This window comes from Pseudomonas sp. NBRC 111138, assembly GCF_001320835.1.
GTDB lineage: Bacteria > Pseudomonadota > Gammaproteobacteria > Pseudomonadales > Pseudomonadaceae > Aquipseudomonas > Aquipseudomonas paracarnis.
This window is the reverse complement of the sequence record NZ_BCBO01000146.1, coordinates 1-14,537: the sequence shown is the minus strand read 5'-3', so window position 1 is coordinate 14,537 and position 14,537 is coordinate 1. Positions and strand designations below refer to the sequence as shown.

Below are 14,537 nucleotides of genomic sequence, written 5' to 3'. Positions count from 1 at the left end.
CCATCACTTTCAAACCGTTGACCTTGGCCTTGGCAACGATGGCCGGGCCCAGGGACACGTCCGGCGGGCAGATCACGAAGCCTTTGGCGCCGTTGGCGGCCAGGCTGTCGATGGCCGAGAGGGTTTTCTCGCCGTCCGGCACCGCGATCTTGATGAGTTTGAAGCCTTTGTCCTGGGCGGCTTTTTCCGCAAACGCCCACTCCGTCTGGAACCACGGCTCTTCGGCCTGCTTGACCAGAAAACCGATTTTCACTTCTTCAGCGGCCAGCAACAGGCCGCTCAAGCTCATGGCCGAGACCGCCACAGCGGCGCAGCACAGGGAACGCAAACCACGACGACGATTCATAGGGGTGACTCCTTGTTGTTGTTTTTTTCAATGTTCGTTTTGTGTACGGGTACTGTTGTGGCGAGGGAGCTTGCTCCCGCTGGGGTGCGCAGCGCCCCCCCCAAAAAAGCCAGCTCCAGCTGCGCTGTCGAACGGGAGCAAGCTCCCTCGCCACAACGGCGCGTTTGGTTTATCCGGCGAAGCGGTGACAGGGCTTGCCTGGCACGTCGACCTCAATGGCCAATACCGCACCATCAAGGGGGTGATCCAAGGGACTCGCCGCGCTGGTGATGTACAGCGTGGTGAGCTCGGGCCCACCGAACACGCAACTGGTGGGACGGCTGACCGGTAGTTCGATGATGCGATCCACCTCACCTGAAGGCGTTAGCCGCAGCAGGCAACTGCCGTCCCAGCGTGCGTTCCAGATGTAGCCGTCGGCGTCCATGGCCGAGCCATCCGGGCCGCCGCGTGTGTGCGGCCCGAACCAGGCCTGGGCGGCGCCGAGTTGGCCGTCAGCCTGGATCGAATGCTGATAGAGCGTACCGTCCATGCTGTCGCCGAAATGCACCTGGCTGCCCGCCTCGTTCCAAAGCAGGGTGTTGGGAATGCCCAGGCCCGCCAACAACGGCGTGACCCGCGCATCGGCATCGATGCGAAACAAGCCACCGGAGCGCCGGGTAATTGGCAGGTCTTCGCCCTGCTCGCCTATGTTGTTCTGCATGGTGCCCAACCACAGCCGGCCCTGGGCATCGCAGCGTGCTTCATTGCCGCGGTTGCCCGTTTGCGGGTCGGCTACGCACAGCAGGGTCAAGGCTTCGGTGGCCAGGTCCAGGCGATACACACCGCTGCTCAAGGTCACCAGCGCATCACCGCTTTGACAGGGGATGAACGCCGAGACGTGCTCAGGCAATTGCCACACCTGCAACTGCCCCCCCATCAGACGCAGCGCCTGGCGGGCGGCGATATCCACCCAATACAGGGCCTGGGTCGGTACATCCCAGAACGGCCCTTCGCCCAACCGGGCACGGTGCGGGGTGACTGCGCTCAACGACATGAAGCCTCCTGATCAGTTACAGCGATTCGCGCGATGACGTGCCATTTACCAGGCGCTGAATACGCAAAGGGTTGGCGTTTTTCAACGCGTCGGGCAGCAGGCTATCAGGGTAGTTCTGGAAGCACACCGGGCGCAGGAAACGGTCGATGGCCAAGGTGCCGACCGAGGTGCCACGGGCGTCGGAAGTCGCCGGGTACGGCCCGCCGTGAACCATGGAATCGCACACCTCCACGCCAGTGGGGTAACCGTTGAGCAGGATGCGCCCGACTTTCTGTTCCAGCAGGGGCGTGAGTTCGGCGAACTGGTGCAGGTCGGTCGGTTCGCCGATGAGCGTGGCGGTCAATTGCCCGTGCAGCCCCTGCAGGGCGGCGCTGAGTTGGGCCTGATCGGCCACTTCGACGAACACCGTGGTGGGGCCGAAGACTTCTTCCTGGAGCACTTCATCGCCGTCAATCAACAGACGTACATCCGCCTTGAACAGTTGCGGTTGCGCCTGGTTGCCCGATTGCGCGCTGCCCGCCAGATGCTGGATGCCCGGGTGAGACCGGAGTTTTTCCAGGCCCTTGCCGTAGCTGCCCAGGGTGCCGGCATTCAGCATGGTTTGCGCCGGTTGTTCACCGATCAATTGCGCGACCTGCTGAGTGAACGCGGTGAACGCAGGCGAGGCGATACCGATCACCAGGCCTGGGTTGGTGCAGAACTGGCCGCAGCCTTGTACCACCGACGCGGTCAGGTCACGGGCAATGCTTTCAGCGCGGGCTTGCAGCGCCTGGGGCAGCACGATCACGGGGTTGATGCTCGACATCTCGGCAAATACCGGGATCGGTTGCGGGCGCGCCGCGGCCATGTCGCAGAGGGCGCGGCCGCCTTTGAGCGAGCCGGTAAAGCCTACCGCCTGGATCGCCGGATGCTTGACCAGCGCCTCACCGACGCCGCCGCCAAAGATCATATTGAACACGCCAGCCGGCATCTCGGTGGCCTCGGCAGCACGAATGATCGCATCGGCCACGCGCTCGGCGGTCGCCATGTGCCCACTGTGGGCCTTGAACACCACCGGGCAGCCGGCGGCCAGCGCGGCAGCGGTGTCGCCGCCAGCCGTGGAAAATGCCAGGGGGAAGTTGCTGGCGCCGAACACCGCCACCGGGCCGAGGCCGATACGGTATTGGCGCAGGTCCGGGCGCGGCAGCGGCTGGCGCTCTGGCAGGGCCTTGTCGATACGCGCGCCGTAGAAGTCACCACGGCGCAGCACGGTGGCGAACAAGCGCATCTGGCCGCTGGTGCGCCCGCGTTCGCCTTTGATGCGTGCGGCCGGCAAGGCGGTTTCGCGGCAGACCAGTTCGACGAAGTCATCGCCCAAGGCGTCCAGCTCATCGGCCACCGCATCCAGGAACTGCGCACGCCGTGCGGCGCTCAAGGCGCGATAGGCTGGGTAAGCCTGTGCCGCGGCCTGGGCGGCGGCGTCCACTTCCTGGGCGGTGGCCTGGTAGAAATCCTGGGGCAAGGCTTCGCCGGTGGTAGCGTCGATGCTTTGCAGCTTGATGCTGCCGTTGGCGCTGCGCTGGCCGCCGATGTAGTTGTGGCCGAGGAACGGGGTCATGTTGATCTCCTTAAAGGGGGGTGACTTGGCCGGGTTCAAATGCCGCATCGCTGCTGCCGATACCGTTGATCAACGGCGCGCCGAATTCAGCCTGGCTGATCTCGAACACATCGCCCGGCTGGGTACGTATACCCTCGGCGAATGACAAGGTGGCGGTGCCGAAGAAGTGAATGTGCACATCGCCCGGCTTGAGGAACTGGCTGTATTTGAAGTTGTGGTATTCGAGGTTTTCCAGGCTGTGGCACATATTGGCCTCGCCACTGAGGAATTCGTTCTGCCAGATGACCTCGCCGTTGCGCAGAATGCGGCTGGTGCCCGCCAGATGCTCGGGCAGTTCGCCCACGCGCAACTCCGGGCCATAGCTGCAATTGCGCAGCTTGGAATGGGCCAGGTACAGGTAGTTCTTGCGCTCCATCACATGGTCGGAGAACTCGTTGCCCACCGCAAAGCCCAGGCGATAGGGTTTACGGTCATGGCCGATCACATAGAGGCCGCCGATTTCCGGTTCTTCGCCGGCGTCTTCGGCGAACGGCGGCACCGGGAACGCCTGGCCCGGGCGCACGACGATGCTGCCATCGCCTTTGTAGAACCACTCTGGTTGCACACCGGCCTGGCCGGCGCCTGGTTTGCCGCCCTCCACGCCCCATTTGAAGATGCGCATGGTGTCGGTCATCGCGCTGTCGTCGCCGGCCTGCTGGTGCATCTTGTCGCGGGCCGAGGCACTGCCCAGGTGGGTGAGGCCAGTGCCGCTGATCAGCATATGGGCCGGGTCCGGATGGTCCAGCGGCGGCAGGATTTTGTGTTCCGCCAACAAGGCGGCGTAGTCATGGCTGCCGCCCAGGCCGAGGGCTTCTACCTGTTGCTGCAACTTGCCGCCGGCATTGATGGCGGCCAGCGCGAGTTCACGCACGCTGTGGGCGCCGCGCACTTCGCGTACATAGTTGCCTTCTACCACGCCGACGCGGCGCTCACCGTTGCTCAACTCGAACTGAACTAAACGCATGCAGGTTCTCCTGGATTTAAGTACGTGTGGCGCCACGGGCGCTGGCGGCGAATTGGTCGACGGGCAGCACGTGCTTGCGTTCCAACAAGCGGTAGACCACGAGGGTCAGCAGCAAGCCGAACACCATCACACCGGATAAGAAATACAAGCCTGAGGCCAGATTGCCGGTGTACTCCTTGAGCGCACCGATCACGAACGGGCCGATGTAACCGCCGAGGTTGCCCACCGAGTTGATCAAGGCAATACCGGCCGCCGCACTGGCGCCGGCAAAAAAGCGCCCCGGCAGCGTCCAGAACACGGCGGTGCAGGAAAACATGGCAAACGCCGCCAGGCACAGCGCGGCCATTTGCAGCACTGGCACCGTGAGCCAGGCGCTGCAGAACAGGCCGATGGCGCCCAGTACATAGAGCACGGCGAGATGGCCGTAACGGTCGTTCAAGCGGTCGGAACTGCGCGGGATGATCAACAGGCCGATGATGCCGAAGATATAGGGCACGGCGGAGATGAAACCGGTTGTGAGGTCGCTGCCGCCAAACTGCTTGATCAGGGTCGGCAGCCACAAGCCGAGGCCGTAGATACTCAGGGTCACCGGCAGGTAGAACAGCGCCAGCAGCAACACGCGCTTGTCCTTGAGCGCATGCAAGGGGTTGCCATGGCGCGTCTGGCCGTAGGCTTGCAGGTCTTTGTGCAGCTCGCCGGTGAGCCAGGCTTTTTCTTCCTCGCTCATCCAGTTGACCTTCTGGGGGCCGTCCGGCAGGTAACGCAGCACCGGCCAGGTCAGCAGGATCGCCGGGGTGCCGATCACGATGAACAGCCACTGCCAGCCATGCAGGCCAAGAATGCCGTCCATGCCGAGCAAACCGCCGGACACCGGGCCGGTGATCATCATTGCAATAGGTTGGGAGAGGATGAACAGCCCGAGGATCTTGCCGCGATGGCGCACCGGGAACCACTGGGTGATGTAGTACAGCACGCCGGGAAAGAACCCCGCCTCCGCCGCGCCCAGCAGAAAGCGCATCACATAGAAGCTGTGCGGCCCCTGCACGAACGCCATGCCGATGGTGATGGCGCCCCAGGTGATCATGATGCGCGCAAACCAGCGCCGTGCGCCGAAGCGGTCAAGCATCAGGTTGCTGGGAATTTCGAACAGGAAATAGCCAATGAAGAACAACCCGGCACCGAGGCCATAGGCGGCGTCACCGATGCCCACGTCAGCGCCCATGTGCAGCTTGGCGAAGCCCACGGCGGAACGGTCCACGTAGGCGATCAGGTACAGCAGGATCAGGAAGGGAATCAGTTTCAGCGTGATGCGCCGAATAAGCCGCAGTTCCTGGCTCATGGGGTCGATCTCCGATTGTTGTTTTTATAGAAGCTCGGGGGACGCCTCTGACGAAATCCGCCAGGGCCATACCTCAGTTGAGACCGACTATATAGTATGACTATTTGCAAAACAACACTTCCAAAGCGGCGATTTTGCGCTTATGTTTAAGCACGCATAGAACATATAGTCATACAATAAGAGAATCGATCATGCCTGACAAAAAGCCCGGCCTACGCTCTGCCCAGTGGTTTGGTACCGCCGACAAAAACGGCTTCATGTACCGCAGTTGGATGAAGAACCAGGGCATTGCCGACCATCAGTTCCATGGCAAGCCGATCATCGGCATCTGTAACACCTGGTCGGAGCTGACGCCGTGCAACGCGCATTTCCGCCAGATCGCCGAGCACGTCAAGCGTGGCGTGATCGAGGCCGGTGGCTTCCCGGTGGAGTTCCCGGTGTTTTCCAATGGCGAATCCAACCTGCGCCCTACCGCCATGCTCACGCGCAACCTGGCGAGCATGGATGTGGAAGAAGCGATTCGCGGCAATCCGATTGACGGTGTGGTGCTGCTGACCGGCTGCGACAAGACCACCCCGGCGCTGCTGATGGGCGCGGCCAGTTGTGATGTGCCGGCCATCGTCGTCACTGGCGGGCCGATGCTCAACGGCAAGCACAAGGGCCAGGACATCGGCTCGGGGACGGTGGTGTGGCAGCTCAGCGAACAGGTCAAGGCCGGCACCATCACCCTGGATGATTTCCTCGCGGCCGAGGGCGGCATGTCGCGTTCGGCGGGCACCTGCAACACCATGGGCACGGCCTCCACCATGGCCTGCATGGCCGAGGCGCTGGGCACTTCCCTGCCCCACAACGCGGCGATCCCGGCAGTGGATGCACGGCGATATGTGCTGGCGCATATGTCCGGTATGCGTGCGGTCGAGATGGTGCGCGAAGACTTGAAGCTGTCGAAGATCCTCACCAAAGAAGCGTTTGAAAACGCGATTCGCGTAAACGCAGCTATCGGTGGTTCGACCAACGCGGTGATTCACCTGAAAGCCATCGCCGGGCGCATCGGCGTGGAGTTGGACCTGGATGACTGGACCCGCATCGGCCGCGGTATGCCGACCATCGTCGACCTGCAGCCCTCCGGACGCTTTCTGATGGAAGAGTTCTACTACGCCGGCGGCCTGCCCGCGGTGCTGCGTCGCCTGGGTGAGGCCAATCTGATCCCCCACCCCAACGCCTTGACGGTCAACGGCAAGTCCCTGGGCGAGAACACCCAGGATTCGCCGATCTACGGCCAGGACGAAGTGATCCGCACCCTGGACAACCCGATCCGCGCCGACGGCGGCATCTGCGTGCTGCGTGGCAACCTCGCGCCCCTGGGCGCGGTGCTCAAGCCTTCGGCAGCGAGCCCCGAACTGATGCAACACCGTGGCCGCGCCGTGGTGTTCGAGAACTTCGACATGTACAAGGCACGCATCAACGACCCGGAGCTGGACGTGGATGCCAACTCGATCCTGGTCATGAAGAACTGCGGCCCCAAGGGTTACCCCGGCATGGCCGAAGTCGGCAACATGGGCCTGCCCGCCAAGCTGCTGGCCCAGGGCGTGACGGACATGGTGCGCATTTCCGATGCGCGCATGAGCGGCACCGCCTACGGCACCGTGGTGTTGCACGTGGCACCGGAAGCCGCCGCCGGCGGGCCGTTGGCAACAGTGAAGGAAGGTGACTGGATCGAACTCGATTGCGCCAATGGCCGCCTGCACCTGGACATTCCAGATGCCGAGCTGGCAGCGCGCATGGCCGACCTGCCGCCCGCGCAGAACCTAATCGTCGGCGGCTATCGCCAGCTGTATATCGACCATGTGCTGCAGGCCGACCAAGGCTGTGACTTTGACTTCCTGGTGGGCTGTCGCGGGGCAGAAGTCCCACGGCATTCCCACTAATTGGGATGCTATGATGCGGCGAATCTAAGCCAGAGCCTCCCCGTCGTTATGGATCACCAGCCGCCCAAGCCGCGCAAGAGCCAGCATGCCCAGATCGTTCAGGACTTGGGCATGCACATCGTTTCCGGTCGCTTCAAGCCTGAAGAACGCTTGCCCATGGAAGCCACGCTGTGCGAGGAATACCAGGTCAGCCGCTCGGTATTGCGCGAAGCCACGCGGGTGCTCAGCGCCAAGGGCCTGGTGTATTCCAAGCCACGGGTGGGCGCGGTGGTACGGCCACGCTTGAAATGGCACCTGCTCGACCCGGACGTGCTGTCCTGGTTGATGCAGTCCACGCCCCACAGCGAGTTCTTCAACACCCTGGCCGGGGTGCGCCGCATCCTCGAACCGGAAATCGCCGCCATGGCCGCGACCACCGCCACCGACGAAGACATCGCCACCATCGAACAAGCCTACCAAGGCATGGAAACCGCCAAGACCCACGAGGACCTGTTACAGGCCGACCTGGACTTCCACCGCGCGATTGCCGACGCCACCCGCAACGACCTGCTCGCCTATATGTGCAACATGCTCTCGCTGCCGTTGCGCGAGTCGATCAACATCACCAACCGCCGCCCGGATATCCAGGGCCTGAGTCTGCCTCGGCACAAAGCGATCCTCACGGCGATCCAGAACCGCGACGCCCTGGGTGCGCGGCATGCGTCGCTGGTGCAACTGGATGACACGCGGGTGGCGCTGGATACGGTGATGAACGTGTTGACGCCGTTGTGAGCCCGCGTCATTCCTGACTGTTATTGTTGGCCCTGGGGCAGGTGTTATCACCCTCTTTTTTCAGCGCCAGCACGGCCTGGCGCTCGGACAGCAAGTGAGTGATGGCGCCGCCGATCGCAGCGGAAATCAACGCCAAGGCTTCTTTAGGCAGATTGATCGCCGCCCAGGTCAACCCACCAATCAGCAAGATGACAAACAGGATATTGAAACGTGACACGCCGAGTTTTATCGAGCGGACGATATCGGACGTGTCCTGCATTTTCTCGAAGCGTTTAAGGTCTTCGAACTTGCGCACCGATTCCAGGGTTTCCAGGTAATGGGTTTCGGCCCGCTTCAATTTCTTGATCACATCGGCTTCGAGCATGACCTCCTCTATCTCGATCCTGACCAGGCTGATATTGGCGCCTGGACGGCCTAGAATTTCCGAACTCAGCGAACTTTCGGCCAGCTCGGCCAGCAGATAGGTATAGGAGGTTTCGCTGATCTCCTTGGCATATTTTTGCAAGGCTGACGTGTAGCACTTGGTGGCGTATCGGGTGAACAGACGCTCGGCATCGTTGGTCTTTTTGATCAGGTCTTCAGCTTTCTCGATCAGTTCCCGTTCCATTTTTAATATCCCTATTAAGCGTGGCTTCGAAAAGCAATGAGCGCCGACCGCTGCGCTGGCACGTTACGAGCAAACATCCCTCGATCGCCCGCCAGTGTCTACTGTCAAACCTGACAGGGAAGCTGATGCAGGCCCCTGTGGCGAGGGAGCTTGCTCCCGCGACGGCCTGCCAGCCGACGCATATCCACCTGACGCGCCGCATTCCAAATGTGGGGTGTCAGGTAGAGAAGTGTCGGCTGTCAGGCCGTCATCGCAGGCAAGCCAGCTCCCACAGTTGGATCGCGTAGCGTCACGGGAGCAATCTCTCTCGCCACCGGCCCTGCGTGGTACCGCAGCTGTTCATCACAGGGTGTAGGCGATGCCCACCTGCACGGTACGCGGTGCGCCGGGGTAGGCGTAGATATTGCCGAACGCGCCTTCTTCATATTCGCGGTTGAACAGGTTCTTCACATCGAGGTTCAAGCGCACACGCTCATTGACCTTGTAGTAACCGAGCAGGTCGACCACGGTATAGGCGTCCATGGAGAATGCCGTATTGGCGGTCTGGCCGGCGCGTTGGTCGACGTACTTGCCGCCGGCGCCCAGGCCCAGGCCTTTGAGCGCGCCGTCCTGGAACTCGTAGACGTTGAGCAGGCTGAAACTGTTGCGCGGGATGTTCATCAAGCGCGTGCCGGAGCGCAACGTGTTATCACGGGTAACTTCCGCATCTACGTACGCGTAGCCGCCGATCACGCGCCATTCGGGCGTGAGGTTACCTGCCACATTGAGGTCGAAGCCTCGACTGCGCACCTGGCCGGCCGCGACACTGAAGGTATTGTCCACGGGATCGGTGGTCAGCACGTTCTTCTTCTCGATCTGATAGATCGCCGCATCCACGCTCAACTGCCGGTCCAGCGCCTCCCACTTGATGCCCATCTCGTAGGACTTGCCTTTCTCCGGCGCAAAACCACCGCCTTCGCGGCTGGCGCCAGTGTTGGGCTTGAACGAACGCGCAGCATCGGCATAGACCGCGACGGTGTCAGTGAGGTCGTAGATCACGCCCACGCGTGGGGTGACGGCGTTGTCGGCGGCCTGCCAGCTTTTACCTACATAGTTCTGGTAATCATGCTCGAAACGCTCGAAGCGGGCACCGGCCAGCACTTTCAGACGTTCAGTGAGAGCAACCTGGTCCTGTACAAAAGCGGCGTAGGTCTTGAGGTTTTCTTTGTCGTGGGTCGGCGTACGGGTCAGTGCCGGACGGGGTTGACCGTACACCGGGTCAAAGATGTCAATGGGATAGGTACCCGCCGCGGCGCTGGAACGCTGGATAATCGACTTGTAGTCGTAGTCCTCGTACTCGATACCGGTGAGCAAGGTGTGATCGAAGCCCCCAGTGGAGAAGTGCCCGGTCAGGTTGAGCTGATAGTCCTTGTCGGTCCATTCCAGCTTGCGGTAGTTGAAGTTGCGTTGCAGGGTGCGGCCATCAGCGCCCAGGCTGCCCGGCCCGTTGGCTTCGATGGCATTGCCTTTCAAACTGCCGTCCAACCACTGGAAACCGCCGCCCAGGGTCCAGTTGTCGCTCAGTGCATGCTCGAAACGCAACTGCGCCATGTTGTTGTCGTTGTGCAGCTTGCCGGCGTCCTTGTCGCCCCAGAACGTATCACGCGAGGGCGTGCCACGCTGGTTGGGGAAACGCGTCAGGCCACGGTCCAGCGGGTGGTTGTTGCGCATGAAATCGCCTTCGAAGGTCACCTTGGTGTCATCGGTGGCCTGCCAGGTGATCACCGGCGTCACGCCGTAGCGTTCCGTCTCGACGTGATCGCGGAAGGTGTCGCCGCCCTCGCCCACGACGTTCAGGCGATAGGCCAGGCGGCCTTCCTCGTCCAGCGGGCCGGAGGCATCCAGGGTGCCGCGCTTCATGCCCTGGTCATTGAGCTGGCTGCCCAGGGTGACGGTGCGTTCGGCCAGCGGTTGCTTGGACACCACATTGAAGGTGCCGCCTGGGTCGCCACGGCCGTAGAGCATGGTCGCGGGGCCGCGCAGTACTTCCAGACGCTCGATGGTGTTGGCGTCCGGCATGTTCGGGTAACCGCGGTTGATCGGGAAACCGTTGCGGTAGAACTCACCGGTGGTGAAGCCGCGCACGGTAAAGGTGGTCAGGCCCTGGCCGCCGAAATTGTTGGCACGGCCCACGCCGCCGGCGTAATCAAGGGCATCCTGCAAGCGCGTTGCACCGAGGTCTTCGACCACGTCCTTGGACACTACGCTGATGGACTGCGGGGTTTCATGAATGGCGGTGTCGGTGCGCGTCGCACTGGCTGAGCGTGTGGCGTGGTAGCCCTGCACGGGGCCTTGGGCCGACTCAAGGTCGGCGGTGGCGGTGACATTGGTCGCTTGCAGCTCGATACTGGTGTTCTCGGCAGGCACCTGCTCTGCCCACGCGAAGGGGGAAAACGCCTGGAGCACACAGATGGAAATCAGGGTACGACGCATGGGTGTAGAACCTAGTGAATGAGCCAGATGGGGCGGCAAACCTGCCAAGAATTCGCGGCGCATCATATATCAGCGGATTCTCGTTTGACATCGATTCTCATTTGTTATTTTTCACCGCGTAGGTCGCCAAAAGCGACAGGCGAAAAAAAGCCACTCAATCGAGTGGCTCATGCAATGCGCAGGCGTACCTCAGCGATAGCGTTCCAGCCAATGCGCGTAAGGCGCCGGCAAGGTCCAGGAGGACTTGTCCACGCCCAGCTCCTTGGCAGCAAAGTAGGCCCAATGCGGGTCGGCCAGATGCGCACGCCCTACCGAAACCAGGTCCAGGTGCCCGGCCTGCAAAGCGCCTTGGGCCAGTTGCGGTGTGCCGAAGCCCCAGGCCGAGGTCACCGGAATACCGGCTTCACGGCGTACCCGCTCAGCAATCGGGCCCATGAAGGCCGGGCCCCATGGGATGTTGGTGTCAGGAATGGTAAAGCCGACGCTGACGCTCAGCAGGTCCAGGCCACCGTCCTTGAAACGGCGCGCCAGTTCAATGGACTCGGTGAGGGTCTGCTCATCACGACCGTCGTATTCGATCACGCCGAACCGGGCGGTGAGCGGCAGGTTTTCCGGCCAGACTTCACGCACCGCAGCCAGGGTTTCGAGGAGGAAGCGGCTGCGGTTGTCGAAGCTGCCACCGTAGGCATCGGTACGCTGGTTGGAATGCTCGGAGAAAAAGCTCTGGCCCAAGTAGCCGTGGGCGAAGTGCAGTTCGATCCATTCAAAACCGGCATCGCGAGCGCGGCGGGCCGCGTCGACGAAGTCCTGCTGCACGCGGGCAATGTCTTCCAGGGTCATGGCACGCGGTACGTTGGGCAAATTGGCACCAAACGCGATGGCAGAGGGGGCGATGGTTTCCCAGCTACGGGCATCAGAAGCCGGGATGTGGTCATCACCTTCCCAGGGGCGATTGGCACTGGCTTTGCGACCGGCGTGGGCGATCTGAATGCCCGGCACCGAACCTGCGGCCTTGATGGCCTTGACCATGGGCACAAATGCCTGGGCATGGGCATCGCTCCAGATCCCAGCGCAGCCTGGGGTGATGCGCCCTTCAGGGGCGACCGCGGTGGCCTCGACCACCAGCAGGCCGGCACCACCACGGGCCATGCCGGCCAGGTGAACGTGGTGCCAGTCGTTGACCATGCCGTCTTCGGCCATGTATTGGCACATCGGTGGGATAGCAATGCGATTGCGCAAGGTCACATCTTTGAGTTTGAACGGTTCGAACAAGGCCGACATTGAGAACTCCAGGAAGGGATGAGTGATTCGATAGTTCGATGGTAATCGAACTATGGTATTGAACGCTACCCCCCTGTTATGATCCGCCCCATGCGAGCCTTCAAACACCCTACCCCGCAAGAATTGACGCTTGAGCGTGTGCTGTACGCCTTGAGCGACCCCGTGCGCCTGGACATCGTGCGCTACCTGGCCAACGTGCCAGAGGCCACCTGTGGCGAACTCGACGGGGGGCGGCCCAAGTCCAGCATGTCCCATCACTTCCGGGTATTGCGCGATGCCGGCCTGGTGCACACGCGCAATGTGGGCACCACCCATATGAACTCGTTGCGCCGTGACGAACTGGAAAGCCGCTTCCCTGGGTTGCTGGCCAGCGTGTTGTCACAGCACTAGACGCATAACTTCGGCGCGACGCCGGGCCTGTGGCGAGGGAGCTTGCTCCCGTGACGGCCTGCCACCCGGCGCTTGCCTACCTGACACCCCACAATCCAAATGTGGGAGCTGGCTTGCCTGCGATGGCGGCCCGACAGCCGCCCCATATCTACCTGACACCCCTCAATCCAACTTTGGGAGCGGGCTTGCTCGCGAAGGCGGCCTGACAGCCGGCACAGTTATACCGAGTACATATCCATTCCTGCGGTAACAGCCACTTAGGGTTCTCTTGCTCCACCACTCGGCACCTCGCCCAGGCTCGGTGTGCCCGTAATCCGCCAGCGTGGTTTAACGGGGCGCTTAAGATCAAAAGCAGATCAAGATCAAGAGCGACTCGCTTCGCATCGTGGTTAGCGTTGGCTGCTGCAACTTGGAAAGTTGTGCAGATACCTTTGCACTAGACGCCAAGCCTCAGGACAAGATCGCCTTCAGCAGCGCGCCGTCCAGGTGCACACAATCCTTGCCATTGCGCTTGGCGCCGTACAGGTTCTTGTCCGCCATCTTGAGTACGGCCGACAACTCGTCGCCCGGCGAAAAACGCGCCATCCCCGCACTGCAGGTGTAATGGTGGGGCGCAGGCACACTGCTGCGGATCGCTTGCAACAAGTCCAGGGCATAATCACAGGCCACCTCCACATCGTCGCCCTGCAATAACACGCCGAACTCTTCCCCGCCGATCCGTCCAAAGCTGTGGCTGCCCTTGGCGTTTTTCAGGCAAAGGGCCATGGCGCGCAGAATCTTGTCCCCCACGTCGTGGCCATACAGATCGTTTTTTTCTTTGAAACTGTCGATATCCAACATGATGAAGTAGCCGCCCTGCTCCCCACCGAGCAACTTTTCGAAGCTCTGCATAAAAGCGCGCCGGTTGAGAATGGAGGTCAGGTAGTCGGTCTCGGCCAAGGCGCGAAACTCGCTTTCCACCAGCAATACCGAACGCAGGTTCTTCAAGTAGGAGTAACTCAAGATAAACCCGATGGATACCGACGCGGCGCAGAACAGCAGCAAATACACCTCGGTGCCAACGTATATATCCGCCTGCATGGGCGGCCACAGGATCAGCCAGATCAATAGCGCATCGGCCAGATAATCCTGGACACTGATAAACAAGATCGCACTGCCCACCACCAGGGTCACGGCCAACGGCAGGCCATAGATACGCAACTCTTTGTTCATATGAATCAGATAAGCGAAGCCGACGGACAACAACACCATATAGGTGACCCCCAGCACTCGCCAGAGCAGAAAGTTCGTGGTGGTGGCATGTACCCGGCAAACAATCAGCAGGCCCACCGTGACGCCCAACATATAAAAATTCAACTTCAGGGCCGCAGGAATCAGGAGCATGCCGACCCAGGCAATAATCCCTACCCCTTCGGCTTGGGTCACCGCAGGTGACAACAAACTGCGCATTCTGGGCCGCAACTTCAAGTTAGCAGGCATCCTTACGCTCCCATCTCAATAGCATGCAGGCCCATCGCAAATGAAAAGGCCATGAACCGCTTTACCAGGCTGGCAAAGGGTGGCAGAACTTCCAGCCGGGTTTTGGAGTGGGCTTTGAAATAACCCTTTTCAACCCCCTCCTGCACCATACGGATAATGTGGGTCTTGGACACGGAAAGTTGCTTGGCCAAGGCTAGGTAGGAAGACGACCGGAAGGTGGCGCGGTCGTTCTCAGGGGCAAAGGCGTCGTTGTAGATCGCCAGCATCAACAGATGGCCGGCGTCGCGCTTC

The 14,537-nt window shown here is 61.5% G+C and carries 12 protein-coding genes and 1 pseudogene; 3 read left to right on the top strand and 10 right to left on the bottom strand.

Translation table 11 applies throughout. The annotated features are described in order from the left end of the window. The 5 genes from APH41_RS25040 to APH41_RS25020 all read right to left on the bottom strand — a co-directional run. On the bottom strand, positions 1-346 hold a 346-nt coding region (locus APH41_RS25040; protein WP_156359093.1), incomplete at its 3' end, for a substrate-binding domain-containing protein. Positions 347-515: 169 nt separating this feature from the next. Continuing rightward, on the bottom strand, positions 516-1,379 hold the full coding sequence (locus APH41_RS25035; RefSeq protein WP_034126742.1) for an SMP-30/gluconolactonase/LRE family protein: 864 nt from the start codon (positions 1,377-1,379) through the stop codon (positions 516-518). 16 nt (positions 1,380-1,395) lie between these two features. After that, entirely contained in the window at positions 1,396-2,976 is a 1,581-nt protein-coding gene (locus APH41_RS25030; RefSeq protein WP_054922120.1) for an aldehyde dehydrogenase (NADP(+)), read from the bottom strand. Positions 2,977-2,986: 10 nt separating this feature from the next. Next, the gene (gene araD1 / locus APH41_RS25025) at positions 2,987-3,979 is read right to left on the bottom strand and encodes an AraD1 family protein (protein WP_054922117.1); all 993 of its coding nucleotides are present in this window, start codon (positions 3,977-3,979) and stop codon (positions 2,987-2,989) included. A gap of 16 nt (positions 3,980-3,995) precedes the next feature. Continuing rightward, on the bottom strand, positions 3,996-5,318 hold the full coding sequence (locus APH41_RS25020; protein WP_003190554.1) for an MFS transporter: 1,323 nt from the start codon (positions 5,316-5,318) through the stop codon (positions 3,996-3,998). Positions 5,319-5,509: 191 nt separating this feature from the next. On the opposite strand from APH41_RS25020, the gene APH41_RS25015 reads away from it, so the two are divergent. Together APH41_RS25015 and APH41_RS25010 are read left to right on the top strand one after the other, a co-directional pair. Beyond that, a complete protein-coding gene (locus APH41_RS25015; protein ID WP_019817288.1) occupies positions 5,510-7,246 on the top strand; it encodes an IlvD/Edd family dehydratase in 1,737 nt (578 codons plus the stop codon). A gap of 48 nt (positions 7,247-7,294) precedes the next feature. After that, a complete protein-coding gene (locus tag APH41_RS25010) occupies positions 7,295-8,017 on the top strand; it encodes a FadR/GntR family transcriptional regulator (RefSeq protein ID WP_034126739.1) in 723 nt (240 codons plus the stop codon). 7 nt (positions 8,018-8,024) lie between these two features. Here APH41_RS25010 and APH41_RS25005 read toward each other — a convergent pair whose 3' ends face one another. The 3 genes from APH41_RS25005 to APH41_RS24995 form a co-directional block, all read right to left on the bottom strand. Next, a complete protein-coding gene (locus tag APH41_RS25005) occupies positions 8,025-8,624 on the bottom strand; it encodes a hypothetical protein (RefSeq protein WP_034126738.1) in 600 nt (199 codons plus the stop codon). A 342-nt stretch (positions 8,625-8,966) separates the two neighbouring features. Next, positions 8,967-11,096, bottom strand: coding sequence for a TonB-dependent siderophore receptor (locus APH41_RS25000; protein WP_054922115.1), 2,130 nt, complete (start codon positions 11,094-11,096; stop codon positions 8,967-8,969). A gap of 189 nt (positions 11,097-11,285) precedes the next feature. Then, positions 11,286-12,377, bottom strand: coding sequence for an NADH:flavin oxidoreductase/NADH oxidase (locus APH41_RS24995; protein WP_014718067.1), 1,092 nt, complete (start codon positions 12,375-12,377; stop codon positions 11,286-11,288). Positions 12,378-12,467: 90 nt separating this feature from the next. Between APH41_RS24995 and APH41_RS24990 the strand changes: the two genes are divergently transcribed. Then, positions 12,468-12,767 (top strand): helix-turn-helix transcriptional regulator, encoded by a 300-nt coding sequence (locus APH41_RS24990; protein ID WP_003190545.1) that lies wholly within the window; start codon positions 12,468-12,470, stop codon positions 12,765-12,767. Positions 12,768-13,217: 450 nt separating this feature from the next. Here the strand turns inward: APH41_RS24990 and APH41_RS24985 are convergent, their stop codons facing one another. Next, positions 13,218-14,246: a GGDEF domain-containing protein gene (locus APH41_RS24985; protein ID WP_054922113.1), complete on the bottom strand. Its 1,029-nt coding sequence runs from the start codon at positions 14,244-14,246 to the stop codon at positions 13,218-13,220. A gap of 2 nt (positions 14,247-14,248) precedes the next feature. Then, positions 14,249-14,537: pseudogene (locus APH41_RS29145) on the bottom strand (hypothetical protein); the annotation flags it as partial.

Bases quoted from the DNA above. Each gene is read 5' to 3' on its own strand.
- APH41_RS25000 (WP_054922115.1), bottom strand. From the start codon at position 11,096: ATGCGTCGTACCCTGATTTCCATCTGTGTGCTCCAGGCGTTTTCCCCC.
- araD1 (WP_054922117.1), bottom strand. From the start codon at position 3,979: ATGCGTTTAGTTCAGTTCGAGTTGAGCAACGGTGAGCGCCGCGTCGGC.
- APH41_RS24995 (WP_014718067.1), bottom strand. From the start codon at position 12,377: ATGTCGGCCTTGTTCGAACCGTTCAAACTCAAAGATGTGACCTTGCGC.
- APH41_RS25010 (WP_034126739.1), top strand. From the start codon at position 7,295: ATGGATCACCAGCCGCCCAAGCCGCGCAAGAGCCAGCATGCCCAGATC.
- APH41_RS25035 (WP_034126742.1), bottom strand. From the start codon at position 1,379: ATGTCGTTGAGCGCAGTCACCCCGCACCGTGCCCGGTTGGGCGAAGGG.
- APH41_RS24990 (WP_003190545.1), top strand. From the start codon at position 12,468: ATGCGAGCCTTCAAACACCCTACCCCGCAAGAATTGACGCTTGAGCGT.
- APH41_RS25015 (WP_019817288.1), top strand. From the start codon at position 5,510: ATGCCTGACAAAAAGCCCGGCCTACGCTCTGCCCAGTGGTTTGGTACC.
- APH41_RS25030 (WP_054922120.1), bottom strand. From the start codon at position 2,976: ATGACCCCGTTCCTCGGCCACAACTACATCGGCGGCCAGCGCAGCGCC.
- APH41_RS24985 (WP_054922113.1), bottom strand. From the start codon at position 14,246: ATGCCTGCTAACTTGAAGTTGCGGCCCAGAATGCGCAGTTTGTTGTCA.
- APH41_RS25005 (WP_034126738.1), bottom strand. From the start codon at position 8,624: ATGGAACGGGAACTGATCGAGAAAGCTGAAGACCTGATCAAAAAGACC.
- APH41_RS25020 (WP_003190554.1), bottom strand. From the start codon at position 5,318: ATGAGCCAGGAACTGCGGCTTATTCGGCGCATCACGCTGAAACTGATT.